At 63.9% G+C, this 20,749-nt stretch carries 24 protein-coding genes; 15 read left to right on the top strand and 9 right to left on the bottom strand.

Annotated elements, in window-relative coordinates:
* The first annotated feature begins 10 nt into the window (after window positions 1–10).
* Entirely contained in the window at window positions 11–1,312 is a 1,302-nt protein-coding gene (locus tag GL4_RS02470) for an MFS transporter (RefSeq protein WP_045364167.1), read from the top strand.
* Here the strand turns inward: GL4_RS02470 and GL4_RS02465 are convergent.
* The 7 genes from GL4_RS02465 to GL4_RS02435 form a co-directional block, all read right to left on the bottom strand.
* The gene (locus GL4_RS02465) at window positions 1,309–3,321 is read right to left on the bottom strand and encodes an AI-2E family transporter (RefSeq protein ID WP_045364165.1); all 2,013 of its coding nucleotides are present in this window, start codon (window positions 3,319–3,321) and stop codon (window positions 1,309–1,311) included. The genes GL4_RS02470 and GL4_RS02465 overlap by 4 nt on opposite strands.
* A gap of 131 nt (window positions 3,322–3,452) precedes the next feature.
* Window positions 3,453–4,376 carry a hypothetical protein gene (locus GL4_RS02460; protein WP_156137355.1) on the bottom strand — a complete coding sequence of 308 codons (924 nt, stop codon included), beginning with the start codon at window positions 4,374–4,376 and terminating at the stop codon, window positions 3,453–3,455.
* A gap of 193 nt (window positions 4,377–4,569) precedes the next feature.
* Window positions 4,570–5,700, bottom strand: a complete 1,131-nt coding sequence (locus GL4_RS02455) for a linear amide C-N hydrolase (RefSeq protein WP_045364159.1) — start codon at window positions 5,698–5,700, stop codon at window positions 4,570–4,572.
* 264 nt (window positions 5,701–5,964) lie between these two features.
* Window positions 5,965–6,297: a c-type cytochrome gene (locus GL4_RS02450; RefSeq protein WP_052464064.1), complete on the bottom strand. Its 333-nt coding sequence runs from the start codon at window positions 6,295–6,297 to the stop codon at window positions 5,965–5,967.
* Between the two features lie 106 nt (window positions 6,298–6,403).
* Window positions 6,404–7,453, bottom strand: coding sequence for a VIT1/CCC1 transporter family protein (locus GL4_RS02445; RefSeq protein WP_045364156.1), 1,050 nt, complete (start codon window positions 7,451–7,453; stop codon window positions 6,404–6,406).
* An 11-nt stretch (window positions 7,454–7,464) separates the two neighbouring features.
* Window positions 7,465–8,202, bottom strand: a complete 738-nt coding sequence (locus GL4_RS02440) for a carbonic anhydrase (RefSeq protein WP_052464063.1) — start codon at window positions 8,200–8,202, stop codon at window positions 7,465–7,467.
* A gap of 126 nt (window positions 8,203–8,328) precedes the next feature.
* Entirely contained in the window at window positions 8,329–8,754 is a 426-nt protein-coding gene (locus GL4_RS02435) for a L,D-transpeptidase (RefSeq protein ID WP_045364154.1), read from the bottom strand.
* A 255-nt stretch (window positions 8,755–9,009) separates the two neighbouring features.
* On the opposite strand from GL4_RS02435, the gene mepA reads away from it, so the two are divergent.
* The 10 genes from mepA to olsA all read left to right on the top strand — a co-directional run bounded on the left by mepA (window position 9,010) and on the right by olsA (window position 15,760).
* Complete coding sequence (gene mepA / locus GL4_RS16505; protein WP_244462665.1) at window positions 9,010–10,299, top strand: penicillin-insensitive murein endopeptidase; 1,290 nt, start codon at window positions 9,010–9,012, stop codon at window positions 10,297–10,299.
* Between the two features lie 64 nt (window positions 10,300–10,363).
* A complete protein-coding gene (locus GL4_RS02425; protein ID WP_045364152.1) occupies window positions 10,364–10,759 on the top strand; it encodes a DUF2237 family protein in 396 nt (131 codons plus the stop codon).
* Between the two features lie 94 nt (window positions 10,760–10,853).
* Window positions 10,854–11,402, top strand: a complete 549-nt coding sequence (locus GL4_RS02420) for a universal stress protein (RefSeq protein WP_045364149.1) — start codon at window positions 10,854–10,856, stop codon at window positions 11,400–11,402.
* A 124-nt stretch (window positions 11,403–11,526) separates the two neighbouring features.
* Window positions 11,527–12,087, top strand: a complete 561-nt coding sequence (locus GL4_RS02415; protein ID WP_045364146.1) for a NifU family protein — start codon at window positions 11,527–11,529, stop codon at window positions 12,085–12,087.
* Complete coding sequence (locus GL4_RS02410) at window positions 12,084–12,674, top strand: malonic semialdehyde reductase (protein WP_045364143.1); 591 nt, start codon at window positions 12,084–12,086, stop codon at window positions 12,672–12,674. Before GL4_RS02415 ends, GL4_RS02410 begins: the two co-directional genes overlap by 4 nt.
* Window positions 12,675–12,683: 9 nt before the next feature.
* Window positions 12,684–13,376, top strand: coding sequence for a tRNA (adenosine(37)-N6)-threonylcarbamoyltransferase complex dimerization subunit type 1 TsaB (gene tsaB, locus GL4_RS02405; RefSeq protein ID WP_045364140.1), 693 nt, complete (start codon window positions 12,684–12,686; stop codon window positions 13,374–13,376).
* Complete coding sequence (locus GL4_RS02400; protein ID WP_052464061.1) at window positions 13,373–13,867, top strand: GNAT family N-acetyltransferase; 495 nt, start codon at window positions 13,373–13,375, stop codon at window positions 13,865–13,867. Before tsaB ends, GL4_RS02400 begins: the two co-directional genes overlap by 4 nt.
* 118 nt (window positions 13,868–13,985) lie before the next feature.
* Window positions 13,986–14,435: a Fur family transcriptional regulator gene (locus GL4_RS02395; protein ID WP_045369280.1), complete on the top strand. Its 450-nt coding sequence runs from the start codon at window positions 13,986–13,988 to the stop codon at window positions 14,433–14,435.
* 89 nt (window positions 14,436–14,524) lie between these two features.
* Window positions 14,525–14,914, top strand: a complete 390-nt coding sequence (locus GL4_RS02390) for a hypothetical protein (RefSeq protein WP_156137354.1) — start codon at window positions 14,525–14,527, stop codon at window positions 14,912–14,914.
* Window positions 14,915–14,965: 51 nt separating this feature from the next.
* Entirely contained in the window at window positions 14,966–15,760 is a 795-nt protein-coding gene (gene olsA, locus GL4_RS02385; protein ID WP_045364134.1) for a lyso-ornithine lipid O-acyltransferase, read from the top strand.
* A 10-nt stretch (window positions 15,761–15,770) separates the two neighbouring features.
* Here the strand turns inward: olsA and GL4_RS02380 are convergent, their stop codons facing one another.
* Window positions 15,771–16,667, bottom strand: coding sequence for a hypothetical protein (locus tag GL4_RS02380; RefSeq protein ID WP_045364131.1), 897 nt, complete (start codon window positions 16,665–16,667; stop codon window positions 15,771–15,773).
* Window positions 16,668–17,089: 422 nt separating this feature from the next.
* Window positions 17,090–18,361 (bottom strand): MFS transporter, encoded by a 1,272-nt coding sequence (locus GL4_RS02375; RefSeq protein WP_052464060.1) that lies wholly within the window; start codon window positions 18,359–18,361, stop codon window positions 17,090–17,092.
* 238 nt (window positions 18,362–18,599) lie between these two features.
* Here GL4_RS02375 and GL4_RS17685 point away from each other — a divergent pair, with 238 nt between their 5' ends.
* The 4 genes from GL4_RS17685 (at window position 18,600) to GL4_RS02355 (ending at window position 20,647) form a co-directional block, all read left to right on the top strand.
* Window positions 18,600–19,061: a DUF3617 domain-containing protein gene (locus GL4_RS17685; RefSeq protein ID WP_052464059.1), complete on the top strand. Its 462-nt coding sequence runs from the start codon at window positions 18,600–18,602 to the stop codon at window positions 19,059–19,061.
* A gap of 122 nt (window positions 19,062–19,183) precedes the next feature.
* Entirely contained in the window at window positions 19,184–19,774 is a 591-nt protein-coding gene (locus GL4_RS02365; RefSeq protein ID WP_045364129.1) for a hypothetical protein, read from the top strand.
* Window positions 19,775–19,801: 27 nt separating this feature from the next.
* Entirely contained in the window at window positions 19,802–20,398 is a 597-nt protein-coding gene (locus GL4_RS16500; protein WP_052464058.1) for a DUF2975 domain-containing protein, read from the top strand.
* Window positions 20,399–20,407: 9 nt separating this feature from the next.
* Window positions 20,408–20,647 (top strand): helix-turn-helix domain-containing protein, encoded by a 240-nt coding sequence (locus tag GL4_RS02355; protein WP_045364126.1) that lies wholly within the window; start codon window positions 20,408–20,410, stop codon window positions 20,645–20,647.
* The last annotated feature ends 102 nt before the right edge of the window (window positions 20,648–20,749 follow it).

Genomic DNA, 20,749 nt, shown 5'->3' with positions numbered 1-20,749 from the left:
CGGGACCTCGATGAAGCGTCAGACAGACGAAGCCAATGCCCTTGCGTCCGCAATCCACAAGGCGACATTGCGTCTGATCCCGTTTCTGTGTCTTGCATACACGGTCAATTTCCTCGACCGGGTCAATGTGGGCTTCGCCGCGCTGCACATGAATGAGGACCTTGGATTTTCTCCCGCGGTCTATGGGTTCGGCGCGGGAATTTTCTTTCTCGGCTACATCGCCTTCGAGATCCCGAGCAATCTCGCCCTTCGTCGCTTCGGCGCACGGATCTGGATCGCGCGCATCATGATCTCGTGGGGTGTTATCGCCTGCGCGATGGCGCTGGTTCACTCGGAAACGAGCTTCTACGTGACCCGCGCGCTGCTCGGTATCGCCGAGGCCGGCTTCTTCCCAGGCATCATCCTATATCTGACCTACTGGTTTCCTGCCGCCGAGCGCGCCCGCATCGTCGCGTTGTTCATGGCTTCGGTGCCGCTGGCGACCGTTTTCGGCGGGCCGCTCTCCGGGGCGCTGCTCGAGATGCACGGCTTTCTCGGATTCCAAGGCTGGCAATGGCTGTTCGTGATCGAGGGCTTGCCGGCCATCATTCTCGGCATCCTCGCGTTGAAGGTGCTCACGGACCGGCCGAGCGAGGCGGACTGGCTAACGGACGCAGAGAAGACCGCGTTGTCGGGGGCGCTGGCCCGGGAGGCAAAAGAGACGGAGGCCGTCGGCTACGCCGACTTGCGCACGGCGTTGACGCGCCCGCGCGTATTGGCGCTGGGGTGCCTGTACTTCCTCATGGTCACCGGGCTGTACGGCATCGGGTTCTGGATGCCGCAGGTCATCAGCGGCTTCGGACTCGGCTCGCTGGCGGTGGGCTTTCTCACTGCGATCCCCTATCTCTTCGCCGCCATCGCTATGGTGTTTTGGGGCCGGCGTTCGGACCGTACGGGTGAGCGGCGCTGGCACATCGCCCTGCCCCTCTTCCTTGCAGCGGCCGCCTTCGCCTGGTCGGCCTACTCGGGCCCGCTCGTTCCCACCATGATCGCGCTGACGATTGCGACGCTCGGCTTCTACGCGGCCTTCGGCCCGTTCTGGGCGCTTCCGACGGCACTTCTTACGGGCGCGGGCGCAGCCGCCGGCATCGCCCTCGTCAACTCCATGGGGAACGCGGCCGGTTTCGCAGGGCCCTACATCGTCGGCGTGCTGAAGCAAGCGACGGGCAGCTTCTCGGCCGCGCTCCTTTTCCTCGCTGCCGCACTCGCTCTTGGCGGCGTGATGGCACTGGCGTTCAGGGAACCACGCACCGGCGCGCGCGCGCCGGCCTAGGCCGCTGGCACTGTCTTGGGTGCGGCGTTGGCTTGAGCCGATTCCTCGGATCCAGAAGGCGGCTTTTTGGTCGCGGCGTCCTCGCAGAACCGCACGGCTTCGTGGAGCGTGTTGGCATAACCGTCGGCATTGACTACGTCGAGGAGCTTGCGTTCCGCCTCGGCTTCGCCCTCATTCTCCTGATTCCAATAGGCCACGAGGATCATCGTGCCGTCGGGCAGGATGCGCCGTAGGCGGCGAACCATGTAGCGAATTTCGACCGGACCGCCTCCGAAACCGAGATAGGACAGGCACACCAGCTTCGCCTTCGTCTCCGACAGAGATTCGATCATGCCGGGAGACAGCGTGTCAGGGCCGAGTACGCTGGCCTTCAGGCCACGCTTCTCGAGGGCGCGCCCCAGCGTCAACGCTGCGGCCTTATCGAGACCGTTCCGGCCGGCGATGCACAGGACCGGCGTATCCACACTCCATCCCGGTCGAAAGTCCTTCGAATCGACCACCTGCGCGTCCTCGGTCTCGGGCTCGTCGACAGGCTCGTCGTCTTTGGCAGGCTCGGCGCCCACCATTTCCAGGTGCCGGCGCAGCCGCGAGAACCAGCGCTTCGGTTCGTATTCGTCGAGATTTTCGAGGATCTCTGCAACGGTTTCGGCGATCTGCTCGGTCTGCTCGTCTTCGAGCGCCCCGCGGGCCAGGTCCCGTTCGGCTATGCCAAGCCCGCCGAGCGCGACATCATCGAGATAGGTGAGAAGGCTCTGGTCCTTGAGGGCGAGCTCGGCCTTGTAGGTCGCATTGGCTGCATCGCCGATCAGGGCGTGCCGATAGAATCCCTGCGCCGGCGACAGGGCCGGCCGGTCCCCCAACAGCACGTCAAAGAAACTCAAGCCTTGCACATGGCGGCCGAGTACCGCGAGGCAGACGGTGATGGGCGTGGCGATGATGAGACCCACCGGCCCCCAAAGCCAGGTCCAAAATACCTGACTGACGATCACGGCGACCGGCGTCACGCCGGTGCCGCGCCCATACACCAGCGGCTCGACAATCTGCCCCATGGTGAACTCACCCACCACGAACAGCGCAATCACGATGAGAACGAGAGACCAGCCCGGATCGATCGCAGCGGCAATCAGCACGGGGATAGCGGCCGCGATGTAAGATCCCACATAGGGGACAAAGCGCATCATCATCGCAAGGATGCCCCAAGCGACGGGGCTCGGCATGCCGACGGCCCCGAGCGCGATGCCAATGAATATTCCGTATGCCGCGTTTACCAGAACTTGGCGCAGGAAGTACCCGCTGAGCCGCTTCGCTGCCTCGTTCATTGTCGACGTCGCGCGTTGCAGGTCGGAACCACCGAACAGGCGTATGATCCTGTCGCGCAGATCTTCGCGCTCCAGAAGTATGAAGACCACGAACAAAAGGACGATGCCTGCCGTCATGAGCGGCGGCAAGACCTTGCCCGCAATCGACCGGTAAAGATCGAGCCCCGTGGGCTCGGGCACGCGGATCTCGACGGGTATCGGCTCTCGTTCGGCGTCCTCCTCCGTGACCTCGACCTGGCCGGGCTTGGTGCCCTCGACCTCCGCCGGCTTGTCCAACTGACTCTCGAGCTCCGCGAGGACGTCGCCGGCCTTTTTCAGAACCTGCGATTCCGCCGTGGTTTCACGCACCAGATCGATCTTTTGCGACAGCGTCCATCGGTAGCTCGGCAGATTGCCGGCAAGCTTGGTTGCCTCGTGCGAGATCAGCCAACCGAGGCCACCGAGAATGGAGAACGCAACGGCTACGACCACGACCACCGCCAGAACCCGCGGCACCTTGATGCGCTGGAGAACCAGCATCGGCGGCGTGAGAACGAAGCTCAACAGAATCGCTACCGCCAACGGAAGCAGGACTTCTTGCGCAAGATACAGGCCGCCGATCACGATGGCTGCGATCAGAAGCCCTTGGAGCACGTTGGCGCGGCTTTCAGCGGTGGATTGTGTGATAGGCAGCGGCGAACGGGACGTCATGGCGATCTCCCGGCCGCGGTGGAAGGCGCGGCACGCGGCCTTAGAGTGCCGCGCCTATGAGCTAAGCTCAAGCAGGGAGAATGAGGTCTGCATCGGCGGCTGTGGACGAGGCGCCGTCGAAGGCTCGGCGCCTAGCCGAGTTCGTCGCCGCGCTCCATGGGCCGGAACATCTCGCCCGTGTCCAGAGTTTCCGCGTTGCAGAAATATTGGAAGATCGTGCGGCGGCGGCGGTCGAAGACATCGTAGTAGCCCGCCGCGCCCCAAACGAGGATGGTCGCTTCGCCATTCGTCACGCGGTCGGCAAGCTTGGGTGTCGAATCGCACTGCACGATCACCGTCGTGGTTCCGTCGCGCCCAACGCGCGGACGCGACGAGGCCGGCGCCGTGTCATCGGGAACGGCCTTGACCGGCAGGTCCGCTTCATCGGCAGTGTCGACGACCTCCATCTCGGCCAAGGTTTCGAGCTTGAACGCCGGCGTCTGGCCCGAATTGCGGAACGTGACCTTCACCTTGACGACACCGTCTGCCTCCGGCGTCTCGACGAATTCGAGCGAGTCTACATCAACATAGGCGCGCAGTTCCGCTTCGTGGTCCCCTGTCCTCGGCGCGGGCGTCAACCGTGCCGGCACGGCACCGCCCTCGGCGGCACGGCGTGCCGCGAGCGCGGCGGTGATAATGGGCCAAAGCATCAGGAGCAAGATCGCAAGGGCGACCAGGCCGATCAGCATGATCAGCCGCGACAGCCGCGCCGTGCTCTCGGATGCGTCCGCCGCGCGCGATTGCTGGCAGACGTCGGCTTGATAGGGATGCTGGACGTTCACGCACGGCTTCGCGATGTCCCACGCCGCAGGGGCCTCTTCCGCCTCATCGCTCTTCGGGTCGGTTTGCTCCGTGGCGGTCTCCGCATCGTCCGGCGCGTCTTGAGCGCGCGCAATGGGGACCGCGAAGACGAGCAGGCAGAGCGACAAGAACAAGGCGCTGGTGAGCCAAGACCTGCCGAGACAAGCCCCGGCGAGACGACCCCTGACAAAGGCTTTCTGAAGCGAAGACGTCATGATGGTGCGCTGAACAATTTCCCCAACCGCGCCGATCCTATGCGCCGAATCGCGGCTTGTCTCGCCTCGCGGGGCGCTTTCGGCAAACTTCTTTCGAAATTGTCTCAAATTGAAACGATATGCCCACAACGGAAGAAAAAAGGCCCCGAGCATGCGCCCGGGGCCTTCATGTTTGGTCTCGCTCGACGGCGCGCTACTTGTCTGTCGACCCCGCAGGCGCGGGCTTGGCGTCGGCCGACACATCCGACACGGACTGCGTTGCGGTCTCCATTTCGATATAGGAGATCTTGCCGTCCGCAGCCTTGATCGCCTCCTTGAGGTCGACCACGCGGATGTTCTGATCCTGGTGCGTCCGGAAATACCAGCGCAGATTCTGAAGGTCGTTGACACTGGTCCATTCGGTGATCTCAGGAAGAGCGCCCCCGACGGATGCATTGACCACCGATCCCTTCGGAATGTCGAACTGGTTCAGGATGTGGAAAGCGGCGAACACCGCATCCTCGGCGTTATCGTTGGGAACGGCGGCCTGACTGAACATGGCTGCGCGAACGAAGCGCGACGGCGGCGTGAAGTCGCCGGGAAGTCCGAGCATACCCGTGCCGGAACCGGTTGATTCGAGCGTAACCGGGCCGAGCTTCGCCGAATCGACATCCTTCGGGGACAAGTTGATGTAGGTGTCCAGATTGGTCATGTGCCAGTCGTATGTCGGTGCGTTGGTCATGACACCGAGCGGCGCGTCCGTCACTTTCACCACGCCGCCGCGTGGCTCAATGGCGATGGACTTACCGGTCTTGTCCTGAACGAAAAAGTGGACGTCCGCCGGCATGCCCTTGGCGCTGCCGAGGCCCGGCATGGGCGTTCCTACTAGGAGGATGTCCTCGACCGCCTTCTTCACCTCGTCGACCGTGGCGAAGTTGCCTAGCACCCACATGCCGAAATCCTGCGGTGCAAGCGTGCGGGACGCGTTGTCCGACGTCGCTTCGGCGTATTGCGCGTAGCCCGGGAAATAGAACAGACCGATGGATAGCCCCTGGTCATTCAGGCCATCGATAATCACGGTTTCATCGAAGGCGTTCGCGCCGACGATGTCGTAGCGGGTCTTGTAGGTGAGCCCTTTGCCATTGTCGGGCAGAGAGCCGCTGAACTCCTGGCCGGCGGGAACCGCAATCACATTGGACTTGAGGGGGAAGCCGAACTCGAGCGTACGGCCACGAATTGCGGCGCCATCTTGCGCCTTGAGACTAATGCCGGTGCAGGAAAACGCCGGGGTTGTGGCCAGCGCAAGCGAAGCGGCGAAGACGTACGTTGCAGCGCGTCGAATCATGGACCATCTCCTTGGACGAAACTCGTCAGGAGAATGCGTGGTGGCTGTGAAGGCTGCGTTAAGCGGACTTCGAACTTCCACAGAAGGTTATCGAGGACCGGCGCAACCCACTCGAATTTTCGTAAAAGCTTTGGCGCCCATCGCGGCGGACCGGCAACGCGCTCAAGAAAACAAGCTCCTGAATGAACAGGGCGGGGCCGCGATATGCGGTCCCGTCTCCAGGTTTCATGCAGGTCGTGTCAGGCGCCGGCGGTCCATCCCGCTCTATTGGAGCGTCTCGATATAGGCCGCCACGTCCGCGACGTCCTCATCCGTGCCCAGCATCTTGGCCATGGGCGCCATCTGCTGGCCATGGGTGTCCTTGGGGTCGGCTCCCCGTATGCCGGTCTTGAAGTTGTTCAGCTGCCGGACTGTGTACCAGGCCGGCATGCCGGCAATCGGCGGTGCACCGAGCGCCTCGTTGCCAGCTCCGGCCGGTCCGTGACAGGCCGCGCAGGTCGCATACAGCTGTTTCCCGTTCTCGGCGTCGGCGGCGAAGACGTCCGGCGCGACGAAAGCCGCAACGACGGCGGCCGCAAGTATCAGATGTTTACTCATACCCAGCTCCCGAAACGAATTTTTGAAAACGAAGTCGAGATGCTGCTGATTTTACCGCGAATGCCGGCAATGGAGAAGGGACGCGAAGCCGACGATCGGCGGTGGATCAGGCGACGTTCGCGCCGAGAAGAGAGCCAATGAAGTAGGTCGCCGCCGCCGCCAGCGAGCCGACGACGAGCATGCGCGCGCCGCCGACGATCGCGTTCTTCCCCGAGAAGAGGCTGAGCGCAGAGCCCACGCCGAACAGCGCGATCCCCGCCAGCACCGCGGCGATGACGATGCCTTCCTTCTCGTAGCCGAGGAGGTACGGCACGAGCGGTACGCACGCGCCGACGCTGAAGGTGAGAAAGGACGAGACGGCCGCACCCATGGGAGAGCCGAGTTCGTCGGGATTGAGCCCCAGTTCTTCGCGGGTCAAGGCATCGAGGGCCTTTTCCGGATTCGCAATTAGATGCTTGGCCATATCGCGCGCTTCGTTGAGGGGAATGCCGCGCGCTTCGTAGATGAGCGCAAGCTCTTCGGCTTCCTGATCGGGATAGCGTTCGAGCTCGTCCCTCTCCTGCGCGATTTGATGTTCGAACATTTCCCGTTGCGACAGCATCGAGATGAACTCGCCGGCGCCCATCGAGAACGCGCCTGCAAGCAGCCCGGCAATGCCGGTCAGCAGAATCTCGCTCGGCCCCACGCCTGCGCCGGCCACGCCCATGACGAGGCACGTGTTGGAGACAAGCCCGTCGTTCACGCCGAACACGCCAGCGCGCAGCGTTCCGCTGGTGTAGTTCTTGTGCTGACGTCCGATGTCGTCGACGGACGTCGGCCAGGGATGCCCGCCGCCGTCGGTCTTTTCGTCCTTCGGCTCCTCGGTCCTGCCGCGATAAACGGAGATGCCTCGCACCTTGTGCGCGGACAGGACATTGCGCATGGCGCGTGGCGGCAAGATGCCCAGGAGAAAGACCATAATGCGCGACCGCACCGACGGTGTGAAACTCGGAACCTGCGTGATGTCCTTGGCGAGGATCGCGGCCTGCGCTTCAGCCGCCTCGGCCATCTTGCGGAAGAGTTTGGCGCGCCTGGGATCGGGCTCGTTGGCCGCGACGGCGGTAGACAGGTAGGCCGCAGTCTTTTCCGACCGCCAACGCTCAAGCACGTCTTCCATGATGTTCCCCGTTAGACCAAGTTTACGGTGCCCGTTTCGAGGTCGTAGACCCCGCCGGCGATCTTCAGCTTTCCGGCCGCGACGGCCTCGCCGATGATGTCCGATTGGGTCTTCAGCCGCTTCATGCCGAGACGCACGTTCTCTTCGATCGACGCCGCCAGATAGTCGCCTGGGTGTTTGCCGTGGGCGGTGATGACGGCGGGCTGAATAGCCTTGACCAGCTCGGGCAAATGGCCCGGCAGTTCCTTGCGCTGCATAGAGGCGCTGAGCGCTGTCAGCACGGCACCGCACCCCGTGTGCCCCAGGACGAATATCAGCGGAATGCGAAGGCTCGTTACCGCGAACTCGAAGCTGGCAAGCCCATAGTTACTCACGACATTGCCCGCATCGCGCGAGATGAACAAATCGCCGGGGCCTTGGTCGAAGATGATCTCCGGCGGGACGCGGCTGTCGGCGCACGCAAGGATGCCGGCGATTGGATGTTGGGCTTTAACGCGGGCGGCGCGCTCCACCGAGAAGTCTCTTTCCTTCGCATCGCCAGCCATATACCGGGCGTTACCTGCCTTCAGCCGTTCGAGCGCCTCCTCAGGTGGGATCGCATTGGGCGGTGGCGTCTGTGCCTTGTCTTGGGCTTGCGCGTCTTCGGCTTGCGCGCTTCGGCGTGGGAGCATACCGGCTGCCAGCAGCGTTCCCGCGCCGGCGACAACTGTGCGGCGCGACAGCGTTGCGTGTTCGGGGCAATCACACATGCGTTCCTCCAATACCGGTCTTTCCAATTTTCCCTGAAGCGTCCTGCGCGGGCGGGGCCCGGTCAAGGCGTTCGTACAAAGTTCATGCTGCTGGCGGCGTGTGACGAACGTCCGGCCCGGGCACCCTTAACGGGTGATGCGGATCGTGGTGTTGCTCTTGCCGTATCTTTGAACGAGCGCGTAAAGCCGCGCGGCATTGGACGGGTGCAGCCGCACGCAGCCATGCGAAGCGGGCCGGCCCAAATGCTTTGTCTCGTATGAGCCGTGGATCGCGTAGCCGCCTTTGAAGAAAATCGAGTAGGGCATCGGCGAGCCGTTGTAGATCGTCGAGCGATGGTACCTGACAAGATTATAGGGCTTGTACGTCCCCGTCGGCGTCCGGTACCCCGGCCGCGCGGTCGAGACCTTCCACGTATAGGCAGGCTTGCCGTCGACATAGACGTGCATCCGCTGGCTCGACAGGTCGATCTGCGCCACGACGCCGGCAACGGCCGATGCGGGCAGGAACGCTGCAGCGCCCAGGATCGCGATCAGGACCAAGAAACGACGCATTTGTTGTGTCTCCTCCGTAGCTCAACTCACGCTCAGGATCGGCGGCGCTGACGCGCGCAAGCCCTCAAACCTCTCACTTGTCAGTCTATCGCCATGGACTGAACATCTCCTGAACGGCGCGCACGGTGCTGCTGGGTCGGAAGTCTTTGGCGAATCGGCACCCTCAAGGGGCTCCTACTATTGATCTTGATTGTGTTAAGCTTTCGCTTTCATCGTCGTCAGCTGGCGGGGCACATGTCATGTGGCTGGAGGACAATGCGTAGGCTGATCATCGGCCTACCACTTATTATCCTGATGACCGGGGTCGCCGTGGCGGAGGTCGCCTCGCCGCAAGCGGCCGTGCGGCCGCAGCACGTCGCGCCGCCAGACGCTGCGACGTCTCAGCAAGACAACGCGCTAAACGAGGCCCAACCAGCCGACGGCGCTACGGGCGAAGAGGACGTGTCGGCTCAGGCGGACGTCCCGATGGAACTTCCGTTGCGCCGGCCCGATCCGCCAAAGGATATTCCTCCGGCGAAGCTAGCCCCAGCCAACGATCTGTTCGGATCGGTGGCAGAGCCTGCCCCGCTGGCCGCTCGGTCAATCGGCGGCTACACCAAGGGCTGTCTCTCCGGGGGGGTCTCGCTGCCTATCAACGGTCCGGACTGGCAAGTGATGCGCGTATCGCGGAACCGCAATTGGGGAGCGCCGCAGCTCATCGACTATATGGAGCGGCTCGCCAGCGACGCGCATGCTCTCGACGGCTGGCCGGGGCTCCTGGTCGGCGATCTATCTCAGCCCCGCGGCGGGCCCATGCTCACCGGCCATACCAGCCATCAGATTGGTTTGGATGCAGACATTTGGCTGACGCCCATGCCAGACCGTGTGCTGACGCAGGAAGAGCGGGAGGAGATGACGGCCGTCTCGATGCTGAAGGACCCCTTCACCGTCGATCCGGAAGTCTTCACGGATCTGCAGATCAAACTCATTCGGCGCGCGGCGTCCTACCCGCAGGTCGGGCGAATCTTTGTCCACCCGGCGATCAAGAAAGCACTGTGTGCGCGCGCGGACGTTGCCGGCAAGGACAAGTCGTGGCTGGCAAAGGTCCGGCCCTGGTGGAATCACCACTACCATTTTCATGTCCGCCTGAACTGCCCGCGGGGCATGTCCGGGTGCGACAGCCAGGCGCCGGTCTCGGGCGATATCGGCTGCGACGACAAGGCTTTCGTGTATTGGGACAAGAAGCTGAAGATCTCCGCCAAGTGGGCGACAGACCACGGCTTCAGCCCCTTGGACCCGATCCGGCGCCGCCCCAGCGTTTCCGACCGGAAGAATCGCGGCAAACTCGGGGATCTGCCGAAAGACTGTCAGACCGTTTTGACATCGGGCGGCGTGGAGCCGCTCAAAGTGGGCGACGAGCTACCTGAAATCGCCGTCAAGGCCGCGACCAGCAAGGACGCAGGGCCCGGCGTGCCGGTCCTCTCAAAGGAAGAGCTCGCCAGGGCCTTGGGCGAGAAGCCCAAGAAAGTCTCGATGCAGATGCCCGAGCGCAATCCCATCCGCTGACCGGCGGCGTCGTGGCGGCGCGCCGTCTTTGCGCAGATCGCTTCTTTCGGGCACACTCCCGGCCATGTTGCAGAGGCGCTCGAATCCATTCGAAGGTCAAAGAAACGTCTTTGGGGACCCCCTCAAGCCGTGTTCGGACCGGCCGCTCACGGGGTTCTACCGGACGGGCTGCTGCCATACCGGCCCCGAGGATGCCGGGCTGCACACTGTCTGTGTCGAGGTGACCGAGGCGTTCCTGACGTTTTCCAAGGCACGTGGAAACGATCTTTCCACGCCCGTTCCGGACTTCGGCTTTCCGGGCCTGAAGCCGGGAGACCGTTGGTGCCTGTGCGCAGCCCGCTGGCTCGAGGCCTTCGAGGCCGGCAAGGCGCCGCGCGTCATCCTTGGCGCGACACACGAGGCGACGCTCGAGCTCGTGGAGCTCGAAGACCTCAAACGTTTTGCCATCGACCTTGCCTGAGCGCTCAGGTGCGCCGCTCAGAACTGGCTTGTTGCGTCCATCCGGAGGTGGCAGCATGCGCGCCCAAGCTACCAACGGGCACCTTTGCGGCACAATGAGCGAAAAATCAGAAGACAAGAAGTCCAAGCCGGCGCGGCGCCCCCAGAAGCGCCAGATCTATCTCAAGGGCCACAAGCGCAAGTTTCTGGTCGTTGTCGACGAAACCCCGGAATGCGAGAGCGCGCTTGCCTTTGCCGCAAGCCGCGCCGAGCGCACCAAAGGCCAACTCGCGCTCCTCTACGTCATCGAGCCCGAAGACGGTGCCATGCACTGGCTCGGTGTCGAGGAGATCGCGCGCGAGGAGGGGCTCAACAAGGCGAAGGCCGTTTTTCGCCTTTTCGGGCGCAAACTCAAGAGCTTAGGCTTCGAGGATCTGGACCCTGAAGAGATCGTGCGAGAAGGCTCGAAATCGGAGGAAATCACCAAGCTGATCGAGGAAGATCCCGATATCGGCGTTCTGGTTCTCGGCGCGTCGAAGGACCCCTCCGGCCCCGGCCCGTTGGTCTCGAGCCTCGCGGGTGGCCGGCTCGCTGGTGTCTTCCCGACGCCGATCACGGTGGTTCCGGGACACCTGTCGACAGAGGAGATTCTAGCGCTGGCTTGAGGCCAAAAAGGCGCTGGAGAAGCCGCCCCTCTGGCCCCCGCCGCCTTGACTTCGGGGCGCCGTGGGCACAAATATAGAATAATTCTAAGACTCGCATGAGACTCGTCTCACAGAAGGGCCTGTCATGTTTATCCAGACCGAGGCGACGCCAAATCCGGCGACCCTGAAATTTCTACCTGGACGAACCGTCCTCGGCGATCACGACGCGGTGGAGTTCCGCGCCGGCGACGAGGGCGAAGCGTCACCGCTTGCCTCGCGGCTGTTCGAGATCGACGGGGTCTCCAGCGTGTTTCTCGGCTCCGACTTCATCAGCGTGACCAAGAGCGATGGCGAGTGGCCACATTTGAAGCCCGCCATCCTCGGCGCGATCATGGAGCATTACCTGTCCGGCGAAGCCACCGTGGACGAGGCGGATGAGGTCCAGCCGGGTGGCGAAGAGTTCTTCGAGCCCGAGGACGAGGACACGGTCAAGACCATCAAGGAACTGCTCGATACGCGGGTCCGGCCCGCCGTGGCCCAGGATGGCGGCGACATCACCTTCCAGGGCTATCGCGACGGTGTCGTCTACCTGCACATGCGCGGCGCCTGCTCCGGCTGCCCGAGTTCCACGGCGACGCTGCGACACGGCATCGAGAACTTGTTGCGGCACTTCATTCCCGAAGTGCAGGAAGTCCGCCCGATTTGACGGACCGCCTCCCAGACGGATCCTTCGCACAGCTTTTTCACGAGGCGCGCACGCACAATGCCTGGCAGGACCGGGATGTGCCCGACGCGCTGCTGCGCGAGCTGGTGTCGCTTGTCTTGCTGGGGCCGACCAGCGCGAACTGTAGCCCCGCTCGATTTGTTTTCGTGAAGTCCCCCGAAGCCAAGGAACGGCTGAAGCCGTTCCTGTCGGACGGCAATCGGGAGAAGACCATGCAGGCCCCGGTCTGCGCGATCATCGGCCACGACCTCGAGTTTCACGAACACCTGCCCAAGCTGTTTCCGCATACGGACGCGAAGAGTTGGTTCACGGGTAAACCCGAGAAAATCGCCGAGACCGCCTTCCGCAACGGAACGCTGCAGGGCGCCTATCTCATTATGGCCGCACGGGCTCTGGGGCTCGACTGCGGCCCCATGTCGGGCTTCGACCCGGCCGGCGTCGACGCGGCCTTTTTCGACGGCACGAACGTCAAATCGAACTTCCTTTGCAATCTCGGCTATGGCGACAGCTCGGCACTGCGTCCCCGGTCGCCGCGATTCGACTTCGACCAAGTCGCCCGCATCCTCTAAGACCACCTCATGAACATTTTGGCGCTCGATACGAGCATGGGAGTCTGCTCGGCTGCCGTGCTGCGAACCAGCCCATCGGCGCGGACCGAGGTGCTGCGCGAAGCCGAGATGCAGCGCGGTCACGCCGAGGCGCTGATGCCGATGGTCGAGGGCGTTCTTTCCGAGGCCGGCCTCGCGCCTGACGACATCGATACGATCGCCGCCACGCAAGGACCCGGCAGCTTCACGGGCGTGCGCATAGCCATTGCGGCCGCGCGCGGGCTCGCTCTCACCTGCGGGGGCGCCCTCTTCGGTACCGACAGTCTCACGGTGATGGCGCGAAGAGCGGTTCGGGAAGGACTTGCCCCGGACGGCCCGTTCGCGGTCGCCGCCGATGCGCGGCGCGGCATGCTTTATTTCGGCCTCTTCGGACCCGATGGTGCGCGCCTCAACGGCCCGGCCCTTCTCGGCCCCGAGGACGCCGCGGTGCTTCTGCCCGGCGCTCTCACACTTGCTGTCGGGAGCGGCGCGGCACTGCTGGCTGAGGCTGCAGCGGCGAAAAACCGGGAATTGACGCCCGTTTTGCCCCGCCTGCAGCCCGGCGCGTTGGCGCTCGCCGAGCTTGCCGCCGAAAGCGATGAGCGCGACCCTGTCCTGCGGCCGCTCTATCTACGCCCCCCGGATGCAAAGCCCCAGAATACGGCTCTGGAGCGGCGGCCGTGACCGGGCACGAAGACGCCGCGGACATTGAAATTCGGCAGGCCACGCCCTTCGATGCCCTGCTCTTTGCCGCCCTCCACAAGACCTGCTTCAACACAGGCGCACAGCCTCAACGGCAGCGCGCCTGGGACGAGGCGGCGATGACGCAGTTTATCGCCGGCCCTTCTACGCTGTGCCTGCTGGCAACGGTTGGCGCGGAAGCGCGGCCCGCCGGCTTCTTGGTCGCTCGCGCGGCCGGCGACGAAGCGGAGTTGCTCACGATCGGCGTGGAGGCCGGATCGAGGAAGCGCGGCGTCGGCCGCGCGCTCCTCCGGCACGCGGTCGCGGCCCTCAAGGAAAACCAAATCAGCTCGCTTTTCTTGGAGGTGGACGAGGCCAATGCGCCCGCGCTTGCGCTCTACCGCGGGCTTGGAGCCGTAGCGGTCGGGCGCCGGCCCGGCTACTACGAGAGCGGCGGCAACGCCGCCATCTTGCGCTTCGATCTTCGGGCGTGATCTTCGTTCTTGCCCTTTGAGACCCACGCCACGATGATGCGTTATGTCGCGAACAACCCGAGCCGTGGCGGCGCTGAGCATGGGCCAAGCGCCGAACACGTCGCGCCCGACGAGAGCCATGCCCAAACAGCCCAGGCGTGAGAGCAGGTTGGAGCGCCTTTGCGCCGAGCGGGGCCTGCGGATGACCGGGCAGCGGCGCATCATCGCGCAAGTCCTGTCCGAGGCAGACGACCACCCGGCTGTCGAGGAAGTCCACCGGCGCGTGGCGGAGCGCGATCCGCGCATTTCCCTGTCGACCGTGTATCGCACGGTTCGACTCCTTGAGGACGAGGGCATCGTGGAGCGGCGCGATTTCGGCGATGGCCGCGCGCGCTACGAGCCGGGCGACCACGAGCACCACGACCACCTCATCGACGTGACCACCGGCGAGGTCATCGAGTTCACCAACGAAGACATCGAGCGCCTGCAAGAACGCGTCGCGGCCGAACTCGGGTTCCGGCTGACAGGCCATCGTCTCGAGCTTTTCGGCAAGCCGCTCAAACCCCGGAAGGCCAAGGACGAGACCTAGGCGGCGCGCGCTTGCCGCGTGCAATGTTTGACTTCCGGCGCGCCCCGGGACAACGTTAACGAAAGGTTAACGGGATGAAGGGGTGCGTGATGGGTTTGCGCGTATTTTTAGCGACGGCGTTGATGCTGCTGACCTCACTCGCCTTTGCGGAGCACGCGATCTCGCTCGACGCGGAAGCCCCGCCCAAACCGCAAACGAATTCGGCCCCGAGCGCGGCGCCGGTCGAAAGCCAGACGACCGATCGCAACCCTGCCACCGCAAAGCGGGCGCCCGGCGCGGCCCCTGTGAATGTGGCCTTCCCATCCGAGCTGGACCTCTATCTCATCGATACCGGAAGCCGCGAGGTCTGCGACACGTTCGATTTCGGTGGTGGCGACATCCGCACTGAGTGCAGGACCCGGCCGCTGCCGGTGCGGGCCAAAGACTCCGCCTTGCGCGGGATCTGCATCACGCGCTATGGGAACCGCACCTGCTATTGATGCATTGAGCCCCTCGACTTCGCTGATACCCGCTCGCTTCGCTGCTGACCGATGAAAAATGCGCGCGCATTCTTCGTGCTGGCGACCTTCTTCGCCTTCACCCTTCCCTTGATGCCCTTGCAGCACCTTTTCGTCCGGACACGATCGCGCTTCGCCCGCACCTTCCCGCATTGGTATCACCGTCAAGTTTGCCGAATCGTCGGCGTCCGCATCCATGTGGATGGCGAACTCGCGCGCCAGAACGGCGTCCTCGTCGTTTCGAATCACGTGTCTTGGCTCGACATTACCGTGTTGTCCGCCGTGGCGCCGGTCTCGTTCGTGGCAAAGCAGGAGGTCTCGACCTGGCCCTTCGTGAAATGGCTGGCGAAGCTGCAGCGCTCGGTCTTCGTGGACCGCGAGCGGCGCACGCAGACGGGCACAAAGGCGAACGAAATTCTCGACCGGCTCGAGGCGGGCGACCATGTCGTGTTCTTCGCGGAAGGTACGTCCAGCGACGGCAACGGCGTGCTGCCCTTCCGCTCGGCGCTGTTCGCGGCTGTGAAGCCGCCCGGGAGCGAAACGACGGAGTCCGATGTCTCCGTTCAGACCTTGGCGCTGGCATATACGAAGGTCTATGGGCTGCCGCTCGGCCGCCGCGGCCGGCCGCAAGTCGCCTGGTATGGCGACATGGACATGGCGAGCCACGCTTGGCGGCTGCTGGGGCTGGGGCCACTTGAGGCCAATATTCGGATTGGACCGCCCGTGCCGCTTGACGACTTCGCCGATCGCAAGGAACTGGCGCGCTATACGGAAGACAAGATCCGAAGCGACGTCGTCGAGTTGCTGCGCGGACGGCCCACCGAATGAGACGGCGGCGCTAGATCGCGCGCCGCAGCCTGATCGTGTCCATGACGGATGCCGGTGCGAAGGTTCCATTCGGCATCTGCCGGATGAAGCCCGCCTTGACGACATTCATGAGCGTCATGTGCACCGTCCGGTCCGGGTTGTCGCCTTCGGCGAAGTACCCCTCGCGGATGGCGACGCCGCACAAATCGTCCAGGCTCATGTTGCCGGCTTCACCGAGCTTGCGGATCAGGAAGTCCGCAAGAGGCTGACGCTGCGCCGGACCGCGGTCCCGCTGTACCGGCTCGTAGTGCCGGGGCTGCTCCTCGCGCCGTGAAGGCTCTTGGCGAGGCGCCTCTTGGCGTGGCGCCTCTTGCCGAGGTGCTTCCCGACGTACGGGCTCCTGACGGGGAGCCTCTTGACGCGGCGCTTCCTGACGCGGCTCGGGTGCACGGGCGGTAGGCCGGTAGGGCGCTGCCTCGACCGGACGCTGTTCCGCTGCCGGACGCTCCATGGGAATCGGCCGCTGTGGCTGCGCTTCCGCTACAGCGTGCTGCCGATGATCGTCCTCGGCGTGGGCTGCCGGGCGCGGCGCGTAGCGCGGCTCGGGCTCCCGCCGGACGGGTCTTGCCTCTTCGGCGGGCGCCGCATGCCGGGCCGGATCCGCGGCGGCGGTCCTGCGGTAGGGCTCGTCCTCGGGAAGATACTCAGGCTCGTCGTCCAGGTATTCGGACTCCTCATACGCTTCACGCGTGGATGCGACCGGGGCGTGCTCGGGTGCCGGCTGAGGCGGCGCCTGACGGCGCTCCTCCGCAACATCCGGCGCGCTCATGATGCGACGGTACTCGCGCTCCATGAGCATGCTGACCGCCTCGAGCTCGGCCTGAAGATCGGCGATCTTCGACTCATGCTCGCGCGTGAACAGCTCCATCCTCTTTTCAAATTGCGCTTGTGCCGCGCTGATCTGCTCCTCTAGGAAGCCAGCGCGGTCTTGTAGGTCCCCGCGAATATCACGCATCTCTTACCCCCAGAAATCACTGAACCTCAGTACAACTGACATCCGGGCAAGGGGTTCCTGCGGGTCAAAAATGACCGCGCCCACCGCCGCCCGGTACGTTACGCAGAACTCGTAGACGGGGCGCCGAACTCAGCCTCAGCATCGGCGCCAACACTCAGCATTTTACCGTTAACCGCCTGCAGAGTCTCGAATTTCCGGACCCCGGCGATGTCCCGCAGCAAAGCAACGTCTCATTAACGTTAATCCGGCGCTCTTGGATCAGCCGGCCAAGACAAAACAAAGACGTGCGCTGAACAATTGACCAAGAGGTGACACCGGACGGTGTCATTAACTTGTCAAGTTTGGGGTGAACCGGCGGCACGCGGCCGCTTGTCCTGAGCGGGCTCTTGCCGCGGGTTCGACATTTCTGGCAGGAATGCCGCGAGCAGCCCAATAGCAGGAAGAAACGCGCAGACGTTGTAGACGAACGTGATGCTCGTCGCATCCGCCAACCGGCCGAGAAGCGCCGCTCCAATGCCTGCAATCCCGAAAGCCAAGCCGAAGAAAAGGCCTGCGACCATGCCTACGCGGCCCGGCAACAGGCTTTGGGCATAGACGATGATTGCGGGATGGGCCGAAGCGAGGATCAAGCCGATGATCACGCTCAGAACCGCGGTCGCGAACAGGCCTACATGGGGCAGCGCCAGGGTGAAAGGCAACACGCCGAGAATGGACCACCAGATCACGCGTCGCCGTCCGATGCGATCGCCGATGGGACCGCCGATGACCGTGCCCGCCGCGACCGCTCCCAAGAACAGGAACAGGTAAAGCTGGGCGGACTGCACCGACAGGTCGAACGTGTGCACCAGATAGAAGATGTAGAAGCTTGCGATCGAGGCCAGATAGAAGTGCTTCGAGAACGTGAGCGTGATGAGGATCACGATCGCCTTGGCCACCTTGCGCCGCCCGAGCGCGGCGATCGCCTCGCGCTCCTCCGGGTGCGAGATCGGGCGGATCTTGAGCGCCTTGCCGTACCACGCGCCGACGCCGCCCAAGATCACCATGCCCACCAGCGCCACCACGGAGAACCAGGCGATCGAGTGCTGCCCATAGGGCAGCACGATGAAGGCCGCAAGCAGCGGTCCGAGCGCGGTGCCAAAGTTTCCGCCGACCTGGAACACGGCCTGGGCGGTACCGTGCTTGCCGCCGGAAGCAAGCCGCGCCACGCGCGAGGACTCGGGATGGAACACCGACGATCCCATGCCGATGAGGGCGGCGGCGACAAGGACGGTGGAATAGGTGGTCGCGTAGGCGATCAAGAGCAGACCCGCGAGCGAGGAACCCATGCCGGCCACGAGGGAATAGGGCGTGGGGTAGCGGTCGGTGACGTAGCCGACAAAGGGCTGAAGCACGGATGCGGTCGCCTGAAATGTGAAGGTGATGAAGCCGATCTGCGCGAAGTCGAGGGCAAGCGAGGTCTTCAACATCGGGTAGATCGCCAAGATCAACGACTGAATGATGTCATTGAGCATGTGGCACATGCTGATCGCCGCAAGGACGGTCACGGCCATTTTCTGCGCCGGCCCGTTCGAGGCCGGCGTCGGCGCGGTCTTCGTCTCAGTCGTCATCCGATTCGTTCCAGTTCAAGTTCGCCCGCAGGAGTGGGGCAAACGGCACCCTCCGCGCAAGCCCCCGCGTCCGTCGGCGCCGGCGATCCGCAGGCGGGAAGTTCTTCCCGACGATTTCCGGGATCAGCACACGTGCATTTTTGGGCACATGCCCACGCGCCCCGCGTTGGCGAGCACGCCGATGTCTGCGACCACACGCTTATCAGACACAACGAGCGCCCCGGTACGGAGGTCACCCATGGAATTCCCGGTACGTCGGTTCATTGTACGTCAGTTCATTCTCGCAGCCGTTTTGGGCTCGGCCGCCTGTTCGCTCGCTGCCGCTGCCGACGTCGCGGCACCCCAACGCAAGGCCGGCCTCTGGGAAATCACGACCGTGGCGCCCGTGTCCGGCATGACGACCCGCAACGTCTGTATCGGCGAGAACGACGACATCATCCGGCCCGAAGGGTCGGACTGCACGGAGCCCGAACTCACCCCGCTCGACGAAGGCATCATCGTCACCGTCGCGTGCAGCAACCAGGACGGCAAGCAAATCATCAGCTCAACCTTCACCGGAGATTTCGAGACGCGCTACCACGGCACGATGAAGACCACCTTCGACCCGCCGATTGGCGCCATCCACCGCATGGGCGTGAATATCGACGGGAAATATCTCGGCCCCGAGTGCCCGAAGGGCCTCGACGCGGCAAAGCCTTAGGCCCCATGCCTACCGCATAACAGTAATTTATTTCTGTTTGACAGTAATTTATAGCTGCAGTACGAAAAGCACGCAGAGAGCCAAAGTCGGAGACCTCTTGGCGTGTTTTTCGAGGCTGCACCATGCGTTTTCAGGTTCTGACGACACTTCTGCTTTGCGTCTTTCTAGGCGTGGTCCTACTTGCCGCCGGTTGCACGACAGTGCCGGTGGCAAGCATGGCGAAACTGTCGCGAATCGATTTCGAGACCACCGACCTGTCGGTACTTCGCGCAGCGATCCTGTTGCCGTCCTATCTGCGTCCCGCCCCGGACGGTGTCTGGCTGTGGATCGCGGTCTCCGGCGACGACGGCCCCAAGCTCGAACGGAAGCTGGAACTGGTTGAGGTCGACGATGCGGAAGCGGCGACGATCAATGTCGAAAGCGACGGTGCCCGACAGCTCTATGCCTACGGCCTATCTGCGACTGCGACGCGTGCGCTTGACGACCTCCGGCAGGAAGCGCTCCGTGCCAAACAACGCGGGACCAAAGGAAGCCTGATGGTTAGCGTCGCCGCCGATGCGTGTAGCACTGGTTCCGTTCCGGCCGGTCCAGTTCCTGTGAACACCTACCTCAAGACGAGCGAAACAAAGAGTTTTGTCCCGCTGGTTCGCAATGTCGACTTGCGCACCGGCATGCCCGACGGCCGGCTTGAGCTCAAGCCCTGCCCCCGATAGCAATTCCGGCCGGAGGGAGAGACCCCGATGACAAATACGAAGCAGGAGGACGACAGAATGGCAGACGCATCGACGTCCATCGCCGCGCCGCCGCGCGCCGAATTAGAATCGATCGGGCGGTTCAGCCGCATGATGGAGATTGCCCTCGGCGCCGTTCTGCTCTCGGTCCCGCTGGGCCTCGGCGTCCTCGCCTTTGTCTTCTCCGAGCAACTTCGGAGCCTGGAGATCCTTGGGGACTTCGAAGCCGCGCCGGGCCCTCTGACACTTCCCTGGAGACTTGCGGCCTTCGGCGTTCTCGTGCTGTGTTCGGCGCCCGTACTTTACGCCACGAACGCGGCCCGTCTGATGTTTCTGCGATTCCGCCAGGGCGCGGTCTTCACGACGCGCACGGCTGTCTACCTGCGACGGATTGCGTTGGGCCTTCTGGCGCAGGCCTTCGCCGCCCCGCTGGGCGGTCTCGCCCTGTCCGCGATCTTGTCCGGTGCTGGCAGGGCGCACGGCCTGGTCCTCAGCATCGGCTCGCACCAGATCTGGATCGCTCTGTTCGCTCTCATCTTCCTCGGGCTCGCGCGCGTTCTGCATGCGGCGGCGCTGCTGGCGGAAGACAATGCCGCCATCGTGTGACCCGCCGCCATGCCAATCGTCGTCACCCTCGACTTGATGCTTGCTCGCCGGAAGATGAAGGCGAAGGACCTGGCCGCGTTCGTCGGCATCACGGAATCGAACCTCTCGCTGCTGCGCACGGGCAAGGTGCGAGGCGTGCGCTTCGAGACCCTCGCAAAGATCTGCGACGCGCTGGACTGCCAGCCCGGAGACATCCTCGAATTTGTCGCAGAGGAGCCGGACGCCGCGCTTGAAGGCGATCCATCCTAGCCCGCTGGCCCGCGGGTCGGTGCCTGCAGCCGACTATGGCACTTTTGTTGCAGCGCTAATCCCTTGACGCGCCGTATCGAGGCCGGCAACGGCCACCCGCGG

It is taken from the genome of Methyloceanibacter caenitepidi (assembly GCF_000828475.1).
GTDB classification, from domain to species: Bacteria; Pseudomonadota; Alphaproteobacteria; order Rhizobiales; family Methyloligellaceae; genus Methyloceanibacter; species Methyloceanibacter caenitepidi.
The sequence above is the reverse complement of the archived record's forward strand: the minus strand, read 5'-3'. Positions and strand labels throughout refer to the sequence as shown.

Coding starts and splice junctions, on each gene's coding strand:
- GL4_RS02470 (WP_045364167.1), top strand. CDS start 11: ATGAAGCGTCAGACAGACGAAGCCAATGCCCTTGCGTCCGCAATCCAC.
- GL4_RS02465 (WP_045364165.1), bottom strand. CDS start 3,321: ATGACGTCCCGTTCGCCGCTGCCTATCACACAATCCACCGCTGAAAGC.
- GL4_RS02460 (WP_156137355.1), bottom strand. CDS start 4,376: ATGACGTCTTCGCTTCAGAAAGCCTTTGTCAGGGGTCGTCTCGCCGGG.
- GL4_RS02455 (WP_045364159.1), bottom strand. CDS start 5,700: ATGATTCGACGCGCTGCAACGTACGTCTTCGCCGCTTCGCTTGCGCTG.
- GL4_RS02450 (WP_052464064.1), bottom strand. CDS start 6,297: ATGAGTAAACATCTGATACTTGCGGCCGCCGTCGTTGCGGCTTTCGTC.
- GL4_RS02445 (WP_045364156.1), bottom strand. CDS start 7,453: ATGGAAGACGTGCTTGAGCGTTGGCGGTCGGAAAAGACTGCGGCCTAC.
- GL4_RS02440 (WP_052464063.1), bottom strand. CDS start 8,202: ATGTGTGATTGCCCCGAACACGCAACGCTGTCGCGCCGCACAGTTGTC.
- GL4_RS02435 (WP_045364154.1), bottom strand. CDS start 8,754: ATGCGTCGTTTCTTGGTCCTGATCGCGATCCTGGGCGCTGCAGCGTTC.
- mepA (WP_244462665.1), top strand. CDS start 9,010: ATGCGTAGGCTGATCATCGGCCTACCACTTATTATCCTGATGACCGGG.
- GL4_RS02425 (WP_045364152.1), top strand. CDS start 10,364: ATGTTGCAGAGGCGCTCGAATCCATTCGAAGGTCAAAGAAACGTCTTT.
- GL4_RS02420 (WP_045364149.1), top strand. CDS start 10,854: ATGAGCGAAAAATCAGAAGACAAGAAGTCCAAGCCGGCGCGGCGCCCC.
- GL4_RS02415 (WP_045364146.1), top strand. CDS start 11,527: ATGTTTATCCAGACCGAGGCGACGCCAAATCCGGCGACCCTGAAATTT.
- tsaB (WP_045364140.1), top strand. CDS start 12,684: ATGAACATTTTGGCGCTCGATACGAGCATGGGAGTCTGCTCGGCTGCC.
- GL4_RS02395 (WP_045369280.1), top strand. CDS start 13,986: ATGCCCAAACAGCCCAGGCGTGAGAGCAGGTTGGAGCGCCTTTGCGCC.
- GL4_RS02390 (WP_156137354.1), top strand. CDS start 14,525: ATGGGTTTGCGCGTATTTTTAGCGACGGCGTTGATGCTGCTGACCTCA.
- olsA (WP_045364134.1), top strand. CDS start 14,966: ATGAAAAATGCGCGCGCATTCTTCGTGCTGGCGACCTTCTTCGCCTTC.
- GL4_RS02380 (WP_045364131.1), bottom strand. CDS start 16,667: ATGGAGCTGTTCACGCGCGAGCATGAGTCGAAGATCGCCGATCTTCAG.
- GL4_RS02375 (WP_052464060.1), bottom strand. CDS start 18,361: ATGACGACTGAGACGAAGACCGCGCCGACGCCGGCCTCGAACGGGCCG.
- GL4_RS17685 (WP_052464059.1), top strand. CDS start 18,600: ATGGAATTCCCGGTACGTCGGTTCATTGTACGTCAGTTCATTCTCGCA.
- GL4_RS02365 (WP_045364129.1), top strand. CDS start 19,184: ATGCGTTTTCAGGTTCTGACGACACTTCTGCTTTGCGTCTTTCTAGGC.
- GL4_RS16500 (WP_052464058.1), top strand. CDS start 19,802: ATGACAAATACGAAGCAGGAGGACGACAGAATGGCAGACGCATCGACG.
- GL4_RS02355 (WP_045364126.1), top strand. CDS start 20,408: ATGCCAATCGTCGTCACCCTCGACTTGATGCTTGCTCGCCGGAAGATG.